Below are 21,500 nucleotides of genomic sequence, written 5' to 3' on the forward strand. Positions count from 1 at the left end.
TCCCGACCGGAAAGAGCTGGCGATGAGGAAATTAGTCGTCTTAGCCATCACCGGATTCACAGTGGCCGCGCTCAGCACCCCCGCCGCACAGGCGAAGAGCGTGGCCACTACGCATTTCGCGGCAACGACAACCGAAGCAGCGAGGACCGTGACGGCGTTCTGGACGCCCGAGCGGATGCGTTCGGCCAAGCCGCTCGACCTGCTCGACGTCGCGCCCGGCGCGATCAAGGACGTGGCCCGCGGACTGCCGACCGTGGTCCCCGGCGCGGCGATCCAGTCCTTCCCGAACGGCGGCGCCGCGTGGACCAGCGGCGGCGCGGTCGTCAAGACAGCCGGCCGCGTGTTCTTCACTTACCAGAACAGGACCGCGTCGTGTAGCGGCGACGCCGTCACCAGCGCCAACAAGAGCACGGTGATGACCGCGGGCCACTGCGTGAAGCTCGGCGGCGCGTTCCACACCAACTGGGCGTTCGTCCCCGGTTACGACAACGGCAGCACGCCCTACGGCACGTGGACCGCGAAGAGCACACACGCCACTCCACAGTGGGTGGCCAGTGAGGACATCAACTACGACATCGGCGCGGCCGTGGTGAACCAGCTCAACGGCCAGAACCTGACGGACGTCGTCGGCGCCCAGGGCATCGCGTTCAACCAGGCCCGCGGGCAGAACATGTACGCGTTCGGCTACCCGGCCGCGGCGCCGTACGACGGGACGAAGCTGATCTACTGCAGCGGCAAGGTGTTCAACGACTTCCTGCTGTCACAGGGCATCGGCATGACATGCGACCAGACCGGCGGCGCCAGCGGCGGCCCCTGGTTCCTGTCGTTCGACGAAGGCGCCGGTACCGGCATCCAGAACTCGGTGAACAGCTTCAAGTACAACTTCTTCCCGAACTGGATGTTCGGCCCGTACTTCGGCGCCGACGCGCAGAACCTGTACAACACGGCCCAGGCCGGTTAAGTCCCAGCCCGGGCCAGTCGCGAAAGAGAGCCCTGCCAGCCCTCGTCCCTGCCACGAGGGCTGGCAGAGGCCACCAACCTACCGCGTGCCTCCGCCAGCCCGCATGGGGCCCACCTCAACAGTGACGGGCGCCATAACTCACGTGCCGTACACCTCGAACTCCCACAGCGAATAACCCCATGCCGTGGCTCTCGCGGTGCCGTGGACACGCACGTACCTGGCGTTCGTCGCGGTGAAGGCGATGTCGTCGGTGCCGCCGTCACTCGCTGACTGGGTGTTCACGGTGGACCAGGTGGCGTTGTCGGCCGAGGTCTCGATCCGGTACGCCCGGCCGTACGCGGCCTCCCACTGCAACCGGACCCGCGACACCGAGCGGGTCTGGCCGAGGTCGACCGAGATCCACTGCGGGTCGGCGAACTGCGACGACCACCGGGTGCCTGCGTTGCCGTCGACCGCGTTGACCGCGCTGTAGGTCGCGTTCTCGACCGAGGACGCGGTTGCCGGACGGCCACGGGACACCAGTGTCGGCCCCGGTTGCGTGTCCGGTGCGCAGTCGCCGGGGACCATGCCCGCCACCCACCGGATCCCGCCGAGCAGCATGGTCCGGAAGTTCGCCTCGCCGTAGGAAGCCTGTGTGTGGCCAAGACCCGAGTACCACGAGCGGCCGCCGCGGTAGTTCTGACACCACACGATCGGGTGATCCGCGCCCATGTTGCCGCCGCTGTAGGTCGATTCGTCGAGCCGAGCCAGGACCTTCGCCGCACCGCGCGGGTTGGTGCGGTAGTTGTACAGCTCGTCCGTACGGACCCACGCCGCGGGCAGGTGCGCGGTCGACGGGTGCACATGGTCGTCCACGCGCACAGTCACCTGCTGGATCGCCGGGTGCGAGTGGAAGTACGCACCGACGAGTCCACCGTAGAACGGCCAGTCGTACTCCGTGTCCGCCGCGGCGTGCACGCCGACGTACCCGCCACCACCGGCGATGTACTGCTCGAAGGCGGTCTGCTGGGCCGCGTTCAACACGTCACCGGTCGTGTTCAGGAAGACGACCACTTTGTACTGCGCCAGGTTCGCTGTGCTGAACCGGGTCGAGTCCTCTGTGGCGTCGACGGTGAAGGTGTTGGCACTGCCCAGATCGCGCAGTGCCTGAATACCGGCGGGGATGGCGTCGTGCCGGAAGCCCGCGGTCTTGGAGAAGACCATGATCCGGTACGGCGGGTCGACCGCCTGGCTGGTACCCGTCACGAGTGAGACCATCAGTGTCAGCGCCAGAACTATGGCAAGACTGACCTTGCGCACTGTGCTACGCACCGTAGACCTCCATCTCCCACAACGAGTAGCCCCATGCCGTGGCGCGGGTGGTTCCGTGGACCCGGACGTGTCTTGCGTTCGTGGCGGTGAAGCTGACGTCGTCGACCCCGCCGTCGCCGGTTGTCGTGGAGTACACGCTGTTCCACGTGTTGCCGTCGGCCGACGTCTCGATCCGGTACGCCCGGCCGTACGCGGCCTCCCAGTTCAACCGGACCCGGGACACCGACCGGGACTGGCCGAGGTCGACCGAGATCCACTGTGGATCGGCGAACTGCGAAGACCACCGCGTGGCCGCGCTGCCGTCGGTCACGTTGCCCGGCCCGTACGTGGCGTTCTCCGACGAGGACGCCGTGGCGGGTTTACCCGCCGAGAGCAGACCCGGCTGCGGCTGACCGGGTCCGCCGAGCGTGAACTGGTCCACATCGAACAGTGCGCCCGTGCCGCCGGTGAACACCAGGAACAGTTTGGTCGTCCCGGCCGGAGCGCCGGTCAGGTTCGCCGTCACGGTGACGAAGTTCTCCCAGCCGCCGGTGTTCGCCACGGTCGCCGTGCCGAGCAGCGGGCCGGTCTGCGCTCCCGCCCGCACCTGCAACTGGCCACCGCCTCCGCCGGAGGAAACCCGGGCGGTGAAGTTCGGGATCCCTTGCAGCACATACGGGTCGAACGACACCCAGTCACCGTTCTCGATGTTGCCGATGGTCTTGCCGCCGTACGCGGCAGGCTTGTCGATCAGGCCGACACCCTGCATCGCCTTGAAGTGCTCGGCCTGCCGGGTGCCCGGCTGGGTCACCGACTGCGCGTGGGTGGTGATCGGCGGCTGGCCACCCGCGCCGTTGTCGGTGTACTCCGCGTCCCAGACACCGAAGAGGTTCGCGGACGTGTCGTGCTCGCCGTCCAGCGGTGTCGCGATGCTGCCGGTGCAGCCGTTCTTCGACGTGATCGCGTGCCCGTGGCTGTCGTGGCCGAGGACGTAGGTCATCTTCACGCGGGCGCAGTCGATCGTGCCGTCCTCGGGATCGGTGACGGTCACCCGGTATGGAACGGTGTCGCCGAAGTTGAACACCTGGCCGTTGGCGGGCAACTCGACCGTGACCGTGGGCGCGGTGTTGCCGACGTTGATGATCACGCTGGCGTTGGCCGTCAGGCTCTGGTTGTCCGTGACAGTGACTTGTGCGGTGTAGGTCCCGTTGGCGGTGTACGTGTGCGACGGGTTGGCCGCGGTGGAGGTGGCGCCGTCACCGAACGTCCAGCGGTAGGTCAACGGGCCACCGTCAGGATCAGACGACCCCGCGGCGGAGAAGTTCACCGCGAGCGGCGCCGCACCGGATGTCCTGTCGGCACTGGCGGCCGCGACTGGCGGCCGGTTGCCCGACGGGCGGTACTCGATGCGGTACACCGCCGAGTTCGCGTCACCGGCGAACCAGCCGGTCCCGTAGTCCAAAATGTACAGTGCGCCGTCCGGGCCGAACTGGGCGTCCATGATCTGCGTGCCCGACCACGGGAACGGCTGGATCGTGCCGCGGGCGCCGCCGGAGAGGACCTCGACGTCCTTGATCCAGCGGCGGCCGAACTCGGTGGCGAACACGTGGCCGTCGAGCGCTTGCGGGAACTTCACCGACGACTGCAGGTTCGGGTCGAAGCGGTAGACCGGCGCACCCATCGGCGACTCGGAGCCGCCGCCGAACTCGGGCGGTGAACCGCTGTCACCGGCGTACTTGATCCACGCGGGCTGCGCGGGCGGCAGGTTCTTGATGCCGGTGTTGTTGCGCGAGTTGTTCACCGCGCCACCAGCACAGTTGTACTTCGCACCCACCGCGCTCGTGTCGTAGTTGTACTGGGCGTACGACTCGGTGGCGGTGTTGCTGCCGGTGCAGTACGGCCAGCCGAAGAAGCCGGGACCGGTGATCCGGTTGAACTCGACCTGCCCGCTGGGGCCGCGGCTGGTGGTCGTCCCGGCGTCCGGGCCGTAGTCACCGAGGTAGACCGCGCCGGTGGCCTTGTCCACGTTCATCCGGAACGGGTTGCGGAACCCCATCGCGTAGATCTCCGGGCGGGTGTTCGCCGTGCCGGGCGCGAACATGTTGCCCGCGGGGATGCCGTAGCTGCCGTCGGCGTTGACCTTGATGCGCAACAGCTTTCCCCGCAGGTCGTTGGAGTTCGCGGCGCTGCGCTGCGCGTCGACCGCCGGGTTGCGAGTCGGCCGGTCGTCCAGCGGCGCGTAACCGTCGACGAACGGGTTCGAGTCGTCGCCCGTGGTCAGGTAGAGGTTCCCGGCCGCGTCGAAGTCGATGTCCCCGCCGACGTGGCAGCACAGACCCCGACTGGTCGGGACCTCGATGACGGTGCGCGCACTGCCCGCGTTGAGGGTCAGGTCCGCGTTGAGGGTGTAGCGCGCGAGCCGGTTGACGCCGTTGAACCGGGCGAAGTCCGCGGCTGTCCCGCCCAGCGGCGCGTCACCGGCGGGCGTGGTCAGCGGCGGGGCGTAGAAGAGGTAGACGAACCGGTTGGTGGCGAAACCGGGATCGGCGGCGATCCCCTGCAGGCCTTCCTCGTCGTGGCTGTACACCGGAATCGTGCCGATGACCTTGGTGTTGCCCGCCGCGTCGGTGGCGCGAACCGTGCCGTTGCGCGCGGTGTGCAGGACGGTTCGGTCGGGCAGCACCGTCATCGACATCGGCTCGCCCATCTCCGGCTCGCCCTTGGCCAGCGTGATCTGCTGGAAGTCGGCGGGGTTGACCGGCGGTGCCGCCTGGCTGACGGCGGCCGCGGGCCCGGCCGTGACAGCGGCCGCGATGAGCAAACCGGCCGCCAGCAGGCGTTGGGGGCGCGCGGAACTGACAGAGTAACCGGAAGTCACGGTTCTCCTTCCGAGATCGGCCCGTGCGAGCAGGGTGCACGGGCGGATCCGGCCATCGCTGGCGGCGGGGCGTGGTCCGGTATCCATGCGGGAGCGCTCTCCCGGGCCTGAGTGTGACGCCGGTTACTCTCCCCTGTCAACGACCGGTTTCCATTGCGAGCACAGGACTTTGAATAGTTCAAGAACTAAACGAATAAGGGGGTCAGATCCGGTTGGCCCGGTACCGGGTTGTTCGGAGAGTGGCTAGCTCGATACGCTGTGGTGATATCCACGCTCAGGGGAGGGCAAGTGGATACATCACGAGATTGCAGGGGTGCCCGGCTACGCACCGCACCGCGCGGTGTCATGCCGTACTACCTGACGCTCGAACTCGCCGCGGTCGTCCTGCCTTGGCTGCTGCCAGGACGTGCTTCGACAGCACAGGACTGGACATGGTTCGCGGTGCTGCTGGCCACGGCCGTGGCACAGGCCGAGCTGTCCGCCCAGGTCGAACGGATGCGGCGGTTCTTCGCCAGCTACCCGCACGTGAACATGACGTCGGTCTGGCTGTTCGCCGCGGCGTTGTTGCTCCCGGTGCACCTGGCTTGCGTGTTGGCCGTGCTGCTGTACGCGCACCTGTGGTTCCGGGTATGGCGAACGGTGCCGCGCGTCCACCTCTACCGGGTGGTGTGCTCGGCCGCCACCGTGGTCCTGACCGTCATCGCCACTGCCCACGCCGCGTTGTCGCTGCCGTTCGGGCTGCTGTCGATCGTCGTCGGCGGTTTGACGTTCATGGTCGTCAACACCGGGTTGGTCGCGATCGGTTTCCGGCTGCACCACCCATCCAGAACAGTCGTCCAGCTGACCGGGGCGTGGGCCGAGAACGTCCTCGACGCCACGACGCTGTGCCTCGGCGGGATCACCGCCGTGCTGCTCATCGAGCACCCGGCCATGATCGCCCTGATGCTGCTGCCCGTGGTGCTGCTGCCACGCGGTGAACTCGGGCGGGAACTGCAACTGGTCTCCGAGCACGACCACAAAACCGGTGTGCTGACTGTCGGCGAATGGCACAAGCGCGCGGAAACCGAACTCGCGCGGGCCGAGAACCCCTGCGGTGTCCTGATGATCGACGTGGACCACTTCAAGCGGATCAACGACACGTACGGCCACCTCACCGGGGACGCCGTGCTGTCCGCCGTCGCCGGTACCGTCACCAGAGAGGTGCGCAGCTACGACCTTGTCGGCCGGTTCGGCGGCGAGGAGTTCGTGGTGCTGATGCCCCTGGCCTCGCCGAGGCACTCCACCGACGTGGCCGAACGCGTCCGGCACGCGGTGGAACAGCTGGAGGTCGCGCACTCCGGCACGGTCGTGAAAGGCATCACCGTGTCCATCGGCGTCGCCGTGCACCCGCACGCGGGCTCGAGCCTCGAACACGTCCTCGCCGTGGCGGACAAGGCCATGTACCGCGCGAAGAACCGGGGACGCAACCAGGTCTGCACCGCGCTCAGAGAGCCAGGCGATCAGGGTCCCAGCCGAGGGTGGGCGGCAGCGCCCCCTCCATGATCAGCAGCCATTGCTTGACCGCGAGGCCGTCCCCGCCCGTGCCACCGCTGTAGCCGCCGAGACCGCCGGAGGCCACCACCCGGTGGCACGGCACGACGATCGGGACCGGATTCGAGCCCATGATCGAGCCGATCCCCGTGCCGGTACCCGATCGCCGCTTCGGGAGGCGAGTTCGCCGTAGGTGACGGACTCGCCGTAGTCCACTGTGGAGTAGAGGGTGTCCAGCACGTCCCGCTGCGCCGGACCCGTCCGCCGCCAGTCGATCGGCACGTCGAAACTCCTGCGGGCGCCGCGGAAGTACTCGGCCAGCTGGGCGAGCACCGGTGCGACCCGGCCGGGGTCGTCGACGGCGGGCAACGCGATTCTCGTGCGCCCCCAGCTCACATCGGCGAGCCCCACGTCGGTCACCGCGATGTGCAGCGCGCCGACAGGTGTTTCGAGCCACCCCACGGCGACGTCGGTCAAGTCCGGTCCCCCTCGATCGTCCGTGTCACGCGGAATCGCGTGGCACCAGGCAGAAGACGTGGCCCTCCGGGTCGCGCAGCACGGTCCAGTCCGCGCCGCCCGGCTGGAAGTCCGGCTTCGTCACCCCGCGTCCACGAGCTCCTGCACCGCCGTGCCGCCGGTGTCGCGCTGTCGATCACGACCGTTGTCAACGTCCTGCTCATACCGTGCAGTCTTGGGCAGTGGCCTTCGCCGGTCTTGAAGATCCTTGCAGCAACGCCCGCAGCGCACCCGGTGTCCGGCCGACCTGCGTTCTGACCACGCGGGACAGGTGCGCCTGGTCGGCGTAGCCCAGTTCGACCGCGAGAGCGGCGAGATCCCTTTCCCCACCGGCGATCCTGTCGATCGCCTTGCCGACTCTGACCCGGTTGCGGTACTGCGTCACCGTGACGCCGAGCTCACGCGGGAACGCCCGGCTCAGCCGGTACGGCGAGACGCCGAGCCGATCGGCCAACGGCAGCAACCCACCGGGGTCCTCGGCCAGGATCGCCGCGCGGGCGGCCGCGAGCATCGCCCCGTCCCGTGCCCCGGCCAGTACCGGCGCGCGACTCGCCGCCACGAGCAACCCGAGCAACTCGTCCGCTACCGCGTAGCCGACATCCCCGCCACGGACCGCTGCCAGCAAACGACTGTGCGCCAGGTCCACTCGCGCGTCGACGTACAACGCCGGGCCCGCCGCGCCGCGCCACAACTCCGGGGCGACCTCGACCGACGTGCACACGTCGCCGCCCGCCGGGTGGGAGAACCGTTCCTCCACACCGGGAGCGCTGACATACCCGACCGTCGCGTCCACGTCGACCACACGCCCGTCCGCCGACCAGCGGAACCGGCCGCGCCGGGCCAGCACGAAGCCGAACCCGTCCCTGGGCTCGGGCCCGGACCAGCCGGTGTGGTCATCCCGGCAGGTCACGGCGAGGATCCTGAACCCACCGTGCCGCGCCAGCACTGTCGTCGTCCGCACACGGGCAACGCTAGACCGGGGGTCTGACAGTTTCCCCGGTTGCCGGACCTCAACTGCCGGACTGGGCCCGTTTCTTGGCGGCGTCGCTGACGCTGCCCGCGACCACGACCACCGCGCCGACCGGGAGGAACACCCACCACATGCCGAGGAAGATCGTCAGCAGGATCGCGCCGGGGATGCCGAGGATGAACGCGACCCCGGCGATGGCGTCCATCGCCGCGGTCGTCGGGGTCTCCGCCACGCCCTTGCCGGTCGGCCTGCTGACCAGTTGGCCGATCAGACGCGGATCAGGCAGCGCGCGGGTGGCTTGGCACGTCAGGGCGGCCGCACCGCACAGTCCTTTGTGGATGAAGGATTGTCGCGTCCCGGAACCACTAGGTGTTCCGCGCCATACCTAGGTCTTATTCGTCATGGCCGCGATGCGGGCGTGGACATACCTTGATCACAGCCGATGCAAACGTGTGCGAAGAGGGGGACCCGAGTGGCCGGGCTGAAGGCGACCGCCACGCCCGCCTTCAGCCCGACCTCCTACGGTCGGCGAGCCGAATCCCGGCCCACCGTCAGACCCCTTGCGGGGCCAGGGCGAACGCGATCTCGCCCTCGTTGTTCTGCTGCACGTCGAGCACCTTGTCGTCAAGGAACTCGGCGGCCGCGTGCTCCAGGTACACGCTGGCGCCGTTGTCGGCGGTGACGACCTTGTCGCCCTGTTCGGGCTGCTTGGTCACCGCGAGCGCCAGCTGCGCGCCGGCGTCGTCGCTGGACCGCAGGCTGAACCGGAGCCCGCCTTCGGCTTCCTGCTGGCCGTTCTGGCTGGTCAGCGCTCCGATCGCCTGCGCGGCGGCATCTGTGACAGCGAGCATTTCCGCTCCTCCCGGTTTGGTGTGTCTCGCGTGCCCCAACCTATGGGCTGTGGCCGAGCTCCGCAGATCAGTACCGGGATCAGGCGTGTGACCGCACGTCCAGCAGCATGTCGACGCCGCTGATGGACAGCACGTTGCCCGCCGGACTGCTCGGCGCGGCGACCACGCGCAACAGACGGCCCGCGTCCCCGAGCCGTCTGCCCTGCTCGGTGAGGACGCGCAGGCCCGCGCTGCCGAGCGCGGTCACGTCGTCCAGCACGAGCGTGATCGGCAAACGACTGCCACCCCGCGCGGCCTCGAGCAGCGCGCTGCGCAACCGGGCCGCCGAACTGCCGTCGAGCGCGCCGGACACCGTCAGCCACAACGAGTCCGGCAACGACATGCGATCGATGTGCAGATCGTCGGCTTCCTCGTCACGAGCGGGCGCCACCCGGGTCGCGCCGGTCCGCACCGGGCGGCGCACCAGCTTGGACATCTCCACCACGGTCCCCTTCGACGTGGTGGACAGCCGCATCTGGTCCATGGACTCGCGCATCATCAGCATGCCCCGGCCGCGGAAACCCGGTTCGGCGTCCGGCTTCTTCCACGCGCCGGTGTCGGCCACCCGGACGTGCAGTCTGCCGACCTCGTCGAGCGAGGCCTCGATGTGCACCAACCCACCGGGGTCGGTGTACGCGTGCTCGATGCTGTTGGTCACGGCCTCGATCACGCTCAGCTCGACCGCGACCAGGTCGTCCTCCATCAGCCGCAGGTCACCCAGCCACCCGCCGAGGCCCCGGCGGACCTCGGTGAGCTTCTGCGGCAACGCGGGCACCGCCATCATCAGCGGCTCCACGACCGGCAGCAGCACGGTCACCGCGAGCAGGCTCGCGTCGTCGTGCGGCGCGTGGCCTTCCTCGATCAGACGCATGCCGCCCTGGCAGATCCGGTCGGCGAGCGACCGCTGGCCGGTCCCGTTGACCCGCACGACCTGCGCGGAGCACGCGGCGAGCTCACCGATGCCTTCCACGATCGTGCGGCCGGGGCGTTCCACCGCGCCGTCGGAGTACAGCACGATCGTCTCCCCCGGCCACATCATGTCCTCGGCGAACATGAACTCGCCGTCGCCGAACGCCAGCGGCGGGCCGCTGGGCTGCGGAAGCACTCGCGTCTCCCCGTTCGCGCTGACCACGAGAGGCGGCGGGTGGCCGCGCGTGCAGTACTCCAGCGAACCGCTCTGCCGGTCGAGAACCGCGACGCACACCGTCGTGCCCCGCGCCTCCGGGGCGCTGCGCGCGAACGTGTCCAGCGCGTTCACCACGTCCCTGAGCTCGGCGCCGAGCAGCATCCGCTCGGCCACGATCGCCCTAAGCTGGCCCATGATCGCCGAGGCCCTCGGGCCGTGCCCGACGACGTCGCCGACGATCAGGCCGAGCCGCCTGCCCGGCATCGGGACCACCTCGAACCAGTCGCCGCCCGCCGCGTCGTTGGCGCCCGCGGGCAGGTACGCCGCGGCCATGCTGATCTCCGGCAACACCGGCAACCCGTGCGGCAGGACCGCGAGTTGCAGGTCGAGCGCGACCTCGTGTTCGTCACGGCGAAAAGGCGGCGGCTGGTCGGACAGCACCACGACCTGCGCGATCAACCCGGTCACGACGTCGTAGCCGTCGATCACCGGACGCACGGTCACCAGCGCGTCCGGTTCCTGCACCGAGAGCGTCCTGGCCTCCCGGTAGACCTCGTCGAGCATGTCGAGCAGCCTGGTGCCCGGCAGGGCCTTGCCCGCCAGCCTGATCGGCATCCCGATCAGGTCGAGGTCGCCGACACTCGCCCGAGCGGCCCGATTGGCGGCGACCACGATGTGTTCTGGCCCTTCGAGCAGCCACACCACAGCCGGCAGATGCTCAAAGGCGCGAGCCACATCGGCCGGATCGCCCCCGATCGCACGTCCCACGAGAGGATCACTCCCTCTTGCCTGGGCGATGCCCACGCCCCAGGGCGGACTACCCCATCGTCGGGTGCGCTAAACCTGTACTGCCCCACGGCTTTTGACCGCCTGACAGCACGGCGCCCCGGTCGCTCGACCGGGGCGCCACTGGACCACTAGCGTGACAGCTTCAGCACGTCGACTCCACGCACGTTGTCGGCGACGAAGGCGTAGCCCTTGTGCCACGCCGGGTACCAGGACCGGCCGTCGGCCGGGCGGTGGTACGCGATCTGGCGCGGGTTGGTCGGGTCGCTGATGTCGAGGAAACGGGTGCCCTGCGCGTAGAACGATTGCACCAGGATCTTGCCGTCGACGTCGAAGTAGTGCGCCGAGCAGTCGCCGCTCGCCGGGTCGCTGCCCTCCTGGCCCGCCACGCTCCAGCTGCCGATGGTCTTGAGCCGGAACGGCTTGTCCGGCGTCGACCGCCAGCCCTCGCCGTTGTACGAGCCCTTCAGCGAAGCGATCACCAGCACGCCGTCACCGGCGCACCCGTCCAAGAAGATCTCCTCGGTCGCGTAGATCAGGTCGCCGGTGCGGCCCCAGCGCTCGTGGTCGCCGCCGTCCTTCTGGCGCCAGCCCACCGGGCGGTAGCTGTTGTGCATGAACCTCGACGGCGCCGCCAGCTCGTTGATGCCACCACCGGCGTACGGCACCGGATCGAGCGCTGTCGCCCGGCGGAACTTCCCGCTGACCGGGTCGCGGTGCCAGCCCTCGGTCCAGTAGCCGCGCACACCGCCACGGCCGGACGACCACGCGATGCCCATGGAGTCGACCTGGACGTCATGGGCGTAGTCGGTCTTGCCGTCGTTGCGGTACAGGTCGATCGGGGTGGGGAAGACCTTGGGTTTGCGCGGGTTGGACATGTCGGTCACCCAGATCGGGCGACCGCCCCACTCGGCGGGCTGGTTCTCGGCCTTGGCCGGGCCGCCGGTCCAGACGTACCGGCAGTCGTTGACACAGCTCGTCGTGTGCCCCGCCGGGACCTGCACGTAGCTGATGATCTCCAGTTTGCCCGGGTGCCTGGCGTCCACGGTGTAGATGCCGGACTCGCCGGTCCGCGTGTTGCCACCGAAGGCACGGGGGTCACGGGCGAGGAAGACGAGCTTGCGCTTCTCGTCGACCTCCGTGTCCTCCCCCTGCCAGAATCCCGGCAGCTTGACCTCCCCGAGCAGCTTGGGCTTGCGCGGGTTGTCGACGTCATAGGACTTCAGGCCGAACGTGCCGGAGACGAACAGCACGTCTTTGCTGCCGTACTTCACGAACCGGAGCGAGGTGGCGCCGGCGGCGTCGGGCACGTTCGCCACGAGGTCGACGTTCTTGACCGCGCTCGACGCGGCAGGCGCCTCCGCCTTGGGTCCGGTATGTCCGGTGTGTGCGGCACTGGACGAGGTGCCGGGGTTGCCGAAAACCTCGTCACCGCAAGCTTGGGCGGGCACCGTGCTGACGAACATCAGCGCGACCGCGGACATTGCGACTGTGGAACCGAATAACACCCTACGCACCCGCGTCACACTAGGCGCCTTACTCGATCGGGGACAACGGCCGTTCGTCGTTCACAGGACCTCATCTGCTAGGAACTTGCCATGCGCGTCACCACGATCCTGCTCGCCGCGGCCCTGATGATCACCGGCTGTAGCAGCGGTCCCGACGCCGGTCCCAGGCCGGAACCAGGTGTGCTGACTGTCGGTGTCGGAGAGGTCGAAAACCTGCCGCGCAACCGGATGGTCGCCCACGCGCTGTACACCCCGCTGATCGACTACGACCCGGCGACTGGCAAGATCACGCCACGCGCGGCCGAGTCGGCGACGAGCACCGACCAGATCACGTGGACGATCAAGCTGCGCCCAGGCCAGTACCACGACGGCACGAAGGTGACCGCGACCTCGTATGTGGACGCGTGGGCCGCGGTGGTCGAGAAACCGATCCCGTACAAGAACGCCGCCGCGGTCGACGATTCGACCATCCAGCTGGTCATGGAACGGCCCGCGAGCTACGTGCCCGCGTTCCTCGCCTCGGTGTGGGCTTTGCCCGTCCGGCCGGGCAAACCGCTGGACGGCAACGGCCCGTTCAAGCTCGGGCAGCCGTGGGACCAGCGGAAGGGCGGCCGCCTGATCCGGGCGAACCCGGTGGGCGCCAAGGCACAGCGGATCGACCTGAAGGTCTACCCCGACCTCGCCGTCGCGTTCGACGAAGTCAAGGCGGGCAAGCTGGACCTGGTGGTCGACTTCCCCGGCAGCAGGCACGCCTCGATGCACCAGGACTTCCCCGCGCGCAACGTCGTCTGGCCGAAACCGGACGCCAGTTACCTCCTCTTCGGACCCGACATGCCGGATCCGGCCGCCAGGTACGCGATCGCGCTGTCGATCAACCGCAAGGCGGTGGCCGAGGGGCCGTTGGACAACCAGTACGACCCCGCGACCCGGCTGTTCACACCGGCCGTCGCGCCGGGTGAGCGGTCCGGCAGCTGCCGCGCCTGCACCTTCGACCAGGCCGCGGCCAAGAGCCTGCGCACCCAGGCCGACCTCGGCGCGGCGCGGTTCACGAACGGCGGCGACGGGGAACTGCGTGCCGTGACCGGGCAGGTCCAGGCCAACCTCGGGCTGAAGACCGACACCGGGCCCGCGGTGGCGTTGCACAGGGCGCACGGCGGCATCGACAGCCCGCATGAGCTGTTCGACGGGCTCGACCTGCCGTCGATCAGGCCTTTCCTGGACGCGGCCGCGGCGTCCGGCGACCCGGTCGTCCAGGCGGAGAACTACCGGCTGGTGGAGAACGAGGTCCTGCGCGAGCTGCCGCTCGTTCCACTGTGGACGAGGCACGGGCACGCGGTGTGGGCTGAGCGGGTGCGGGACGTGGTCGCGACGGCCGCGCACGACGTCGACCTGACCGCGATCACCCTGGGGTCCTGAATCCGGGTTCGTGCCGGAACCTCGCCGATCCGCCCAGGTCCAACCGCCGGAAACGCTACTGTGTAGTGGTATGGGGGTTCCACAACAGCGGTCGCGGTCGCGCCATGGCGCAGGGTTGCCCGCTGTCACGGTTGAGCGGATCGTGGCCGAAGCTGTCGAGCTGACCGCGGCGGACGGCCTGGACAACTGGACGTTGCGGCAGCTCGCGGGGCGGATCGAGGCGTCACCGGCGGTGGTGTACCACCATGTGGGCGACCGGGAGGCGGTGGTCTGGCTCGTGCTGGACCACGTGGTGCGCCAGTTGGCCATCCCCCCGGAGACGTTGCCGTGGCGCGAGTGGTTCGGCCTGCTGCTCGAAGACCACAGGGACGTGCTGCGCCGCTACCCCGGTGTCGCCAGGCGGCTGGCCATGCACGGCCCGCCCGCATCGTGCGGCGGCCCGATCATCGACCTGGGTGTGCGGTTGCTGCAGGAAGCCGGGTTCGGCGAGGACAGCGTGCTGGCCTACAACGTCATCATGACCACAGCGTGCCAGTACATCGCGCTCGAGGACGACCAGCGCGGTATCGCGGCCATGCGCACAGCGCACGCACGGGAGTACCAAGCGTTCTGTGACCGCGCCGACCTCCCGGGGCTCGCCGCTGTCGGTACTTTTGTAGCGGGAATGGTCGGCAGGCCCGAACGGGTCGCGGACTTCTTCACGGACTTGTTCCAGTACGCCGTCCACCGCTGCCTCGACGGTCTGGAACAGCGACTGGGGCGGTTGAGAGAATGGGAAACGAAGTCATGACCGACGACCGGTGGATCCGACGCTTCGTCCAGGTGCCGGAGGCGTCCGCCCGGTTGGTGTGCCTGCCGCACGCGGGCGGATCGGCCAGCTACTACCTGCCGGTGGCCAAGGCGCTGGCGCCGAAGGTGGAAGTGCTGGCGATCCAGTACCCGGGCAGGCAGGACAGGCGCACGGAGCCGTGTCTGGAGTCGTGCCAGGAGATGGCCGAGGGGGTGTTCGCCGCACTCCAGCCGTACCTGGACAAGCCGTTGACGCTGTTCGGTCACAGCATGGGCGCCTCGGTGTCGTACGAACTGCTGCGCAAGCTGGAGTCGGCCGGTGTGTGGCCGACCGCGCTGTTCGCCTCCGGCAGGCGCGCCCCCGGCCTCAACCGGGACGAAGGCACCCACCGGCTCGACGACAGAGGCCTGATCGCGGAGGTGCAGAAGCTCGGCGGCGCGGGCTCCCACCTGCTCGACGACAAGGACATCCTCGGCATGGTGCTGCCGTCGATCCGCGGCGACTACCGCGCGGCGGAGACCTACACCTGGACGCCGGGGCCGAAGCTGAAGACCCCGATCCACGCCTTCGTCGGCGATGCCGACCCGAAGGTGACCGAGGACGAGGCGCGTGCGTGGAGCGAGTACACCGAGGGCGCGTCCGAACTGCGGGTCTTCCCCGGCGACCACTTCTACATCGACACCAACGCCGACGCGGTGATCGACGCCATCGCCAGGCACATCGAGGCCAGTCAGGCTGTCAGGCCGTGACCGCCGTACCCGGCCGCGCCGGGGATCCGCACCCACCCGCGCCTGCGGCGCCCGCCGACGCGGATGCGGACGGTCGGCTCGTACTCGGTGTCGTCGATCCCGACGTAACCGTGGCGGACCACTGACTCGTAGATGTCCTCCGACACGACGAGGACGAGGGGCGCTGTGGTCTGCCGGAGCGTGCGCTTGAGCACCGGTGCGTCCACCAGTCGCGCGGTGACGTCGAGGTCCTCGCCGTACCACCCTCGGCCGTCGTTGTGCACCTCCCCCGCGTGGACGGCGGCGCGTAGCCGGAAACGGTGGTCGGGCTGTTCGGGGTCGTACTCCCCGAGCAGTTCGGCCAGCGTCGGGACGACCATGGTCAGCAGGACGGTCTTCGGTGCCTGGTCGACCGGGTGGATGAGGATGAACGCGCCGTCTCCCCGGTCGATCACATCGCGGTGCTGCTCGCCGATCCCGCCGCGCCGCAGCGCCTCCTCGATCAGCTCGTACATCACTTTGCGCAGCAGCGCGCGTTCCCAGTTCGTCCTGGTCGTGGACCCTTCGATGTCCACGGCGAAGATCGTTCGGTGGCGGGGTAGTACAGGGGTGGGTGGCGATGACGTCGTCATGACGACCCCTTCCGGTTCGTTGCAACGCCTTGGCGGCGTGTCTCCTGGTTTCCTCCGTCCCTGCCTGCGAAGGTGAGCGGGTCGAGTCCTTCGGCCACTTCACTGAAATTCCTGAAATCTACTGAAGTTAGCTCAACTTTGCTAAGCTTCAGCGTAGGGCCTGTACTGGTAAACCACAACGCTCACAGGTATCTACAACCGCATGGCAACAGCGAATAGGGGTTCCCTTTGCCTGCACAGCCGGATGTACACTTCGCCTCCTAATGCTTGACTGAAATTCACTGAAGGGTGACCAGTGTCCGCCGACGACCCGCGCCAAGCACTGGCGGCCAGGCTGCGGTCGCTGCGCGAACAGCACTGGCCGGGGCACGGCGTCATCACCCAGCTCCAGCTCGCGAAGGCACTCGGCGGACGCAAGGGCCTGAGCGTCTCCCTGATCTCCTCGTGGGAAAGCACCACCAACCCCCACGTCCCCCCGGTGAACCGCCTTGAGGCGTACGCGACCTTCTTCGCGACCCGGCGTTCGCTGGAGAACGAGCCGTACCGGATCCTGCCCGCCAGCGAGCTCACCGACGCGGAGCGCACCGCCCAGGCCGCGTTGCGGGACGAACTGCTCCACCTGCGCATGAAGGCAACCGCCGAACCGCAGGAAACCGCGTCGGCGCAGGAACCGTCGTTGCCGGGATTCTGGCATTTCGGCGACAACAACATCGTCACCATCGTCTGCGCGCAACTGCCGGACTCGCTGCGGCAGACCGCCTACGCCGACCCGGACAGCCCGGACTACGCGGCGCTCTACACATACGCCGACCCCGACGCGTTGATCGAGTTGTACGGTCACATCCGCGCGGCCAACCCGACCACTCGCGTGCACTTCAAGCCTGCGCCCGAACTCGAGCGGGACGACTACTCGTCCCACCTGGTGCTGCTCGGCGGAGTCGACTGGAACTTCGTCACCCGCGACCTGCTTGACCGCGTGGAACTGCCCGTGCGACAGGTCGCCAGGGACGGTGAGGGCGACATCGGAGGCTTCGAAGTGCGACGCGAGGACACGGTCGACCTGATCGCTCCTCAGCTGACCCGCGACGACCGGCTGATCGAGGACGTCGGGCACTTCTACCGCGGTGTCAACCCGTTCAACGCCTTGCGCACCGTCACCATCTGCAACGGCATGTTCGGCAAAGGCACGTACGGCGTGGTCCGCGCGCTGACCGACAGCCGCTTCCGCGACCGCAACGGCGAGTTCCTCGCCCAGCGCTTCGCGGGCGCCCACGCGTTCAGCGTGATCACGCGCGTCCAGGTGGTGGGCGGCGAGGTCATCACGCCGGACTGGACCCTGCCGGAAACCCGCCTGCACGAGTGGTCTGAGAGCCCCGGATGACAACCGTCCCCTCGGGACGGCGGGGCCAGTCGCGCAACCACATCCCTTCCCACCAGAAGCTGATCACCCGCGATCCCGTCGCGGAGCCTGCCGAGATCGACGCCATCGTCGTACCTACCGCCCGGCCCGCGCGATACCTGTCGGAGGCGATCAGGCTGGCCCAGGAACAGGACTGCGTCCTGGTCGTGTTGTGCAGCAAGCGCGCCAGGGCGGAGTCCGCGCTCTGGATGGCCCGGCCGACGGGGATCAGGATCCTCGCCGTCGACGTCGACCTGCTCGCTCCCGACCTGCTGCCGGATCTGACCACGTCGGCGGTGATCCGCGGCAGCAAGTTCGACCGGCCGACCGACACCAGCATGAAGCGCAACTTCGGCCTGCTGCTCGCGCAGGTGGCCGGCTGGAAGCGGATCGTGTTCCTCGACGACGACATCGAAGTGCCCCGCCCGCGTGACCTGGAGGACGCCGTCGGCCTGCTGGACGACTACGCGGGCGCCGGACTGTCGATCGGCGGGTTCTCGGACAATTCCGTTGTGTGCCACGCGTTTCGCGACGCGGGCGGCGACCAGGACACCTTCATCGGCGGCGGGGCGCTGGCGGTCGGCCACGACTCGTACACGTCCTTCTTCCCGAAGATCTACAACGAGGACTGGTTCTTCCTGCTCGACGAGCAGGGGCTGCGGCCGTCCGCCATCACCGGCGAAGTGGTCCAGGCGCGGTACGACCCGTACCGGGACGACCGGCGGGCCAGGTCGGAGGAACTGGGAGACAGCCTGGCCGAAGGGCTTTTCGCACTGCTGACCACCGGACGGGAACTGGCCGAGGCCGACAAACCCCGGTACTGGCGGACGTTTCTGACCAAGCGCAGGTCGTTCATCGAAGAAGTGATCGGGATGGTGGGCGCCGCGCAGCTGCACTCGGCGCAGAAAGCACGCATGATCGTCGCGCTGAAGGCGGCTCGCGGGCGCAACTGGCTGATCGAGCCCGAGTTGTGCGTGGCCTACCTGCGCGCCTGGCGTGCCGATCGTGTGGTCTGGCGCCGGTTCGTCGAAGAGTACGAAGCGGAGCACGCCGCGGGCGGACTGGAGAAACTGCTGGCGGACATCGGTCTCATGCACTGCTACGGCGGAGCGGTTTGACCATCATGTGGCAGATCTCCACGCAGCGCTTGCGTGTGCCGTCCGGTAGTCGGACGTAGTACTGGCATTCGACAGGCGGGTGTGGCCACTGCTTGTAGCCGAGCCGCTCGTACAGGCGGTACGCGTCCGGGTTGTCGGTCCGCACCGCCAGCGCGACGCGGGAGTGGCCGTCGTCGACCAGCAGCTTTTCGGCCGCTATGACCAGTTCGGTGCCGATGCGCCTGTTGCGGTAGTCGGAGTGGACCTGCACGTGGTTGAGCAGCGGCACGCCTGGCAGGTGTTGGCGTACCTCCACTTCCTCGGCCGCCTGCTTCCAGACGTAGACGGCTCCGATCGGGGTGTCGTGGTCCCACGCCGTCAATAGGACGCCGTGCTCGCCCGCCTGCCTGACCAGCCGGTCGGCGAAGAAGTCCGCCTCGCCGAAGGTGCCGATCAGCACGGCTAAGTCGACGTCCCTCGCAGGCCTTATCTCGACGCCGCTCATGGGCTCCCCTCCCAGTTGGGCGAACGACCATCACGTGACCACTAGACTTACCAGCAATGCGAAAGTGGCGCTGGCACCTGATGGCACTCGCGGGGTTGCTCGCGGTCGCACTCGTCGCGGTCTTCGTCATCGGCGGCGACCAGCAACAACAGCCCGAACCCGGCCTGCGGCCACCGGAGAACGCCCCCCGTGTGCTGGTCGCGATGGGCGACAGCACGATCTCCGGTGAGGGCGCCGGTGACTACGAACCGGGCACCAACGGCGAGAAAGGTGACTGGTGTCACCGTTCACGCAACGCCTCCATCCACAAGACCGGCATGGCCGACATCGCGATGACCATCAGCCTCGCCTGTTCCGGTGCGTCCAGCGCACAGGTCGGTCTGGGTGAGGCCAAGCAGTACACCGAGCCGTCGCAGGCGGGCAGGCTCGCGGTGGTCGCACGGCAGCAGCGGGTCGTCGCCGTCGTGGTCGCCGTCGGCGCCAACGACGACCCGTCGTTCGCCAACTCGCTCAACAGTTGCGTCGAGGCGTGGTTCGACAGCGGCAAACCCTCGTGCGGCCAGGGTGTCGGCCGGGAGTGGCAGCGCCGGATCGACGCGATGACCCCGAAGGTCACCCGTGTCCTGCAGGACATCAAGAAGGTCATGACCGGCGCCGGGTACCAAGACAGCGACTACCAACTCGTGCTGCAGTCGTACGCCGCTCCGGTCGCCCCCAACGTGCTGGACGACCTCCAGGACCTGTCCGGCTGTCCCTTCCGCACCGAGGACCTGGAGTGGGTGCGGGACAAGGCGGTGCCGACGCTCACCGCCGGATTGCGCAAGGCCGCTCAGGACGGGGGCGCACGGTTCCTCGACCTGTCGCGGGCGGGCATCGGGCGTGAGGCGTGCTCACAGCGTGACGCGAGCAAGGAGTGGTTCCGGCGGTTGTCGGTGCAGTGGACGGACCTGCGCGCGCAGGAACGGGCCAACCACGCGCTGCAGGAGTCGTTCCACCCCAACGCCGCGGGCTACGAACAGGTCGGCAAGTGCGTCGGTGAGTTCCTGAACATCGCCGCGCGCGCGGCCAGTTGCCTCGCCGGTCCGGACGGCGACCTGCACGCCGCCCCGACCGTCGGGTCGTGATCTGGGTGGTTCATGACCCGGCTGGTGCCCGTTTGCCGCGGAAGTGGTTGAACAGCAGGTTCAACACCACCGCCGACACCGCGCCCGCGCTGATCCCGGACTCCATGACGGTGCGGAACCAGTTCGGGAACTGGCTGTAGATGGTCGGCACGGCTGTCGGGATCAGGCCGATGCCCAGTGACACCGCCACGACCATCATGTTGCCGCTGTTGTCGAAGGCGACCTTGGCCAGCATCTTCACGCCGATCGCCGCCACCGTCCCGAACATCACGATGCCCGCGCCGCCGAGCACGGGCGCCGGGATCCTGGCGACGACCTCGCCGAGCACCGGGAACAGACCGAGGATCACCAGTATCACGCCGCCTGCCGCGACGACGAACCTGCTGTACACCTTCGTCAACCCGACAAGTCCGGCGTTCTGCCCGAAAGCCGTGTACGGGAACGTGTTGAACACCCCGCCGAGCACAGTGGACAGTCCATCCGCGCGCAGCCCGTCGGCCAGCCGCCTGCCGTCGACCGGCCGACCGGCCATCTCGCCGACCGCGAGGATGTCACCGGTCGTCTCGGTCATCGTGACCAGCATGACCACCACCATCGCGATGACGGCGGCGACGTCGAAACTCGGCAGTCCGAAGTGGAACGGCGTGCTGACGCCGAAGACCGGCGCGTCGGCGACACCGGAGAAGTCCGTGAACCCCAACGGGATCGCGACGACGGTACCGACCGCGATCGCGACGAGCACCGAGATCCGGCTCAGCGCCGGTGGCGCGAATCGTTGCACGACGAGGACGAGCAGCAGCACACCGAGCGCGAGCGCCAGGTTGCGCGGCGCCCCGAAGCTCGGCGAGCCGGCCCCGCCGGCAGCCCAGTTCACCGACACGGGAATCAACGCGAGGCCGATGATCGTGATCACCGTGCCGGTCACCAGCGGCGGGAAGAACCGCAGCAGCCTGCCCCACAGCGGCGCCAGCAGGACCGTGACCACCCCGGCGACGATCACCGCGCCGTAGATCGCGGTGATCCCCTCGCTCTTGCCGATCAGCACCATCGGGGTGACGGCGGCGAACGTGCAGCCCTGCATCAGCGGCAGCCGCGCGCCGAACCGCCAGAACCCGAGGCACTGGATCAGCGTGGCCACGCCGCACACCAGCAGGTCGGCGTTGATCAGGTAACCGATGTCGGCTTTGGACAGGCCCAGCGCGCCGCCAACGATCAGCGGGACGGCGACGGCGCCCGCGTACATCGCCAGCACGTGCTGCAGCCCCAGCGCGACCGTCTGGCCGAGCGGTGGCACCTGGTCCACCGGGTGCTCGCCGCGTTTGATTCCGAACATCGGCGCATCCTGCCAGTCCGG

General features: G+C 68.7%; 19 protein-coding genes and 2 pseudogenes. 8 read left to right on the forward strand and 13 right to left on the reverse strand.

What is annotated here, in order from left to right; translation table 11 throughout:
• Nucleotides 1–22: 22 nt before the first annotated feature.
• The gene (locus ALI144C_RS04040) at nt 23–961 is read left to right on the forward strand and encodes a trypsin-like serine peptidase (RefSeq protein WP_076985631.1); all 939 of its coding nucleotides are present in this window, start codon (nt 23–25) and stop codon (nt 959–961) included.
• 138 nt (nt 962–1,099) lie between these two features.
• On the opposite strand, the gene ALI144C_RS58625 is transcribed toward ALI144C_RS04040, so the two are convergent.
• A complete protein-coding gene (locus tag ALI144C_RS58625) occupies nt 1,100–2,272 on the reverse strand; it encodes a ThuA domain-containing protein (protein WP_143230388.1) in 1,173 nt (390 codons plus the stop codon).
• Nucleotides 2,265–5,129, reverse strand: a complete 2,865-nt coding sequence (locus tag ALI144C_RS04050; protein ID WP_076985633.1) for a PQQ-dependent sugar dehydrogenase — start codon at nt 5,127–5,129, stop codon at nt 2,265–2,267. The genes ALI144C_RS58625 and ALI144C_RS04050 overlap by 8 nt, the downstream gene beginning before the upstream one ends.
• A 345-nt stretch (nt 5,130–5,474) precedes the next feature.
• Here ALI144C_RS04050 and ALI144C_RS04055 point away from each other — a divergent pair, with 345 nt between their 5' ends.
• Entirely contained in the window at nt 5,475–6,671 is a 1,197-nt protein-coding gene (locus ALI144C_RS04055) for a GGDEF domain-containing protein (RefSeq protein ID WP_076985634.1), read from the forward strand.
• On the opposite strand, the gene ALI144C_RS58885 is transcribed toward ALI144C_RS04055, so the two are convergent.
• From ALI144C_RS58885 to ALI144C_RS04085, 8 genes and pseudogenes are all read right to left on the reverse strand, one after another.
• Nucleotides 6,613–6,792: an MGMT family protein gene (locus tag ALI144C_RS58885; protein WP_202818845.1), complete on the reverse strand. Its 180-nt coding sequence runs from the start codon at nt 6,790–6,792 to the stop codon at nt 6,613–6,615. The two genes, ALI144C_RS04055 and ALI144C_RS58885, sit on opposite strands and share 59 nt — an antisense overlap.
• Before the next feature lie 149 nt (nt 6,793–6,941).
• Nucleotides 6,942–7,121, reverse strand: a pseudogene (locus ALI144C_RS58890) (hypothetical protein); the annotation flags it as partial.
• A 40-nt stretch (nt 7,122–7,161) separates the two neighbouring features.
• A pseudogene (locus tag ALI144C_RS58630) lies at nt 7,162–7,287 on the reverse strand (VOC family protein); the annotation flags it as partial.
• A gap of 48 nt (nt 7,288–7,335) precedes the next feature.
• A complete protein-coding gene (locus tag ALI144C_RS04065) occupies nt 7,336–8,136 on the reverse strand; it encodes a helix-turn-helix domain-containing protein (RefSeq protein ID WP_143230389.1) in 801 nt (266 codons plus the stop codon).
• A 49-nt stretch (nt 8,137–8,185) separates the two neighbouring features.
• Entirely contained in the window at nt 8,186–8,377 is a 192-nt protein-coding gene (locus tag ALI144C_RS04070) for a hypothetical protein (protein ID WP_076985636.1), read from the reverse strand.
• Between the two features lie 319 nt (nt 8,378–8,696).
• Nucleotides 8,697–8,996 (reverse strand): iron-sulfur cluster biosynthesis family protein, encoded by a 300-nt coding sequence (locus ALI144C_RS04075; RefSeq protein WP_076985637.1) that lies wholly within the window; start codon nt 8,994–8,996, stop codon nt 8,697–8,699.
• Between the two features lie 79 nt (nt 8,997–9,075).
• Nucleotides 9,076–10,929, reverse strand: a complete 1,854-nt coding sequence (locus tag ALI144C_RS04080) for a SpoIIE family protein phosphatase (RefSeq protein WP_143230390.1) — start codon at nt 10,927–10,929, stop codon at nt 9,076–9,078.
• Between the two features lie 149 nt (nt 10,930–11,078).
• Nucleotides 11,079–12,464 carry an LVIVD repeat-containing protein gene (locus ALI144C_RS04085; protein WP_237773966.1) on the reverse strand — a complete coding sequence of 462 codons (1,386 nt, stop codon included), beginning with the start codon at nt 12,462–12,464 and terminating at the stop codon, nt 11,079–11,081.
• Nucleotides 12,465–12,545: 81 nt separating this feature from the next.
• Between ALI144C_RS04085 and ALI144C_RS04090 the strand changes: the two genes are divergently transcribed.
• From ALI144C_RS04090 to ALI144C_RS04100, 3 genes are all read left to right on the forward strand, one after another.
• Complete coding sequence (locus ALI144C_RS04090; RefSeq protein WP_076985640.1) at nt 12,546–13,871, forward strand: peptide ABC transporter substrate-binding protein; 1,326 nt, start codon at nt 12,546–12,548, stop codon at nt 13,869–13,871.
• Nucleotides 13,872–14,013: 142 nt separating this feature from the next.
• The gene (locus ALI144C_RS04095; RefSeq protein ID WP_330359564.1) at nt 14,014–14,661 is read left to right on the forward strand and encodes a TetR/AcrR family transcriptional regulator; all 648 of its coding nucleotides are present in this window, start codon (nt 14,014–14,016) and stop codon (nt 14,659–14,661) included.
• Nucleotides 14,658–15,410 carry a thioesterase II family protein gene (locus ALI144C_RS04100; protein ID WP_143230391.1) on the forward strand — a complete coding sequence of 251 codons (753 nt, stop codon included), beginning with the start codon at nt 14,658–14,660 and terminating at the stop codon, nt 15,408–15,410. Before ALI144C_RS04095 ends, ALI144C_RS04100 begins: the two co-directional genes overlap by 4 nt.
• Here ALI144C_RS04100 and ALI144C_RS04105 read toward each other — a convergent pair.
• Nucleotides 15,392–15,964 carry a hypothetical protein gene (locus ALI144C_RS04105; protein WP_237773967.1) on the reverse strand — a complete coding sequence of 191 codons (573 nt, stop codon included), beginning with the start codon at nt 15,962–15,964 and terminating at the stop codon, nt 15,392–15,394. The genes ALI144C_RS04100 and ALI144C_RS04105 overlap by 19 nt on opposite strands.
• Nucleotides 15,965–16,316: 352 nt before the next feature.
• On the opposite strand from ALI144C_RS04105, the gene ALI144C_RS04110 reads away from it, so the two are divergent.
• Complete coding sequence (locus tag ALI144C_RS04110; RefSeq protein ID WP_076985644.1) at nt 16,317–17,402, forward strand: helix-turn-helix domain-containing protein; 1,086 nt, start codon at nt 16,317–16,319, stop codon at nt 17,400–17,402.
• On the forward strand, nt 17,399–18,538 hold the full coding sequence (locus ALI144C_RS04115; protein ID WP_076985645.1) for a hypothetical protein: 1,140 nt from the start codon (nt 17,399–17,401) through the stop codon (nt 18,536–18,538). The genes ALI144C_RS04110 and ALI144C_RS04115 overlap by 4 nt, the downstream gene beginning before the upstream one ends.
• On the opposite strand, the gene ALI144C_RS04120 is transcribed toward ALI144C_RS04115, so the two are convergent.
• Nucleotides 18,510–19,022 (reverse strand): GNAT family N-acetyltransferase, encoded by a 513-nt coding sequence (locus tag ALI144C_RS04120; protein ID WP_076985646.1) that lies wholly within the window; start codon nt 19,020–19,022, stop codon nt 18,510–18,512. The two genes, ALI144C_RS04115 and ALI144C_RS04120, sit on opposite strands and share 29 nt — an antisense overlap.
• A gap of 56 nt (nt 19,023–19,078) precedes the next feature.
• Here ALI144C_RS04120 and ALI144C_RS04125 point away from each other — a divergent pair, with 56 nt between their 5' ends.
• A complete protein-coding gene (locus tag ALI144C_RS04125; protein ID WP_076985647.1) occupies nt 19,079–20,146 on the forward strand; it encodes a GDSL-type esterase/lipase family protein in 1,068 nt (355 codons plus the stop codon).
• 10 nt (nt 20,147–20,156) lie between these two features.
• Here ALI144C_RS04125 and ALI144C_RS04130 read toward each other — a convergent pair whose 3' ends face one another.
• Nucleotides 20,157–21,479, reverse strand: a complete 1,323-nt coding sequence (locus ALI144C_RS04130; protein ID WP_076985648.1) for a nucleobase:cation symporter-2 family protein — start codon at nt 21,477–21,479, stop codon at nt 20,157–20,159.
• Nucleotides 21,480–21,500: the final 21 nt, after the last annotated feature.

It is taken from the genome of Actinosynnema sp. ALI-1.44 (assembly GCF_001984155.1).
Taxonomy (GTDB): Bacteria; Actinomycetota; Actinomycetes; order Mycobacteriales; family Pseudonocardiaceae; genus Kibdelosporangium.

Excerpts from the sequence above, each read along its gene's own strand:
- ALI144C_RS04100 (WP_143230391.1), top strand. The coding sequence starts at position 14,658 with ATGACCGACGACCGGTGGATCCGACGCTTCGTCCAGGTGCCGGAGGCG.
- ALI144C_RS04075 (WP_076985637.1), bottom strand. The coding sequence starts at position 8,996 with ATGCTCGCTGTCACAGATGCCGCCGCGCAGGCGATCGGAGCGCTGACC.
- ALI144C_RS58885 (WP_202818845.1), bottom strand. The coding sequence starts at position 6,792 with ATGGGCTCGAATCCGGTCCCGATCGTCGTGCCGTGCCACCGGGTGGTG.
- ALI144C_RS04125 (WP_076985647.1), top strand. The coding sequence starts at position 19,079 with ATGCGAAAGTGGCGCTGGCACCTGATGGCACTCGCGGGGTTGCTCGCG.
- ALI144C_RS04120 (WP_076985646.1), bottom strand. The coding sequence starts at position 19,022 with ATGAGCGGCGTCGAGATAAGGCCTGCGAGGGACGTCGACTTAGCCGTG.
- ALI144C_RS04055 (WP_076985634.1), top strand. The coding sequence starts at position 5,475 with ATGCCGTACTACCTGACGCTCGAACTCGCCGCGGTCGTCCTGCCTTGG.
- ALI144C_RS04090 (WP_076985640.1), top strand. The coding sequence starts at position 12,546 with ATGCGCGTCACCACGATCCTGCTCGCCGCGGCCCTGATGATCACCGGC.
- ALI144C_RS04040 (WP_076985631.1), top strand. The coding sequence starts at position 23 with ATGAGGAAATTAGTCGTCTTAGCCATCACCGGATTCACAGTGGCCGCG.
- ALI144C_RS04115 (WP_076985645.1), top strand. The coding sequence starts at position 17,399 with ATGACAACCGTCCCCTCGGGACGGCGGGGCCAGTCGCGCAACCACATC.
- ALI144C_RS04130 (WP_076985648.1), bottom strand. The coding sequence starts at position 21,479 with ATGTTCGGAATCAAACGCGGCGAGCACCCGGTGGACCAGGTGCCACCG.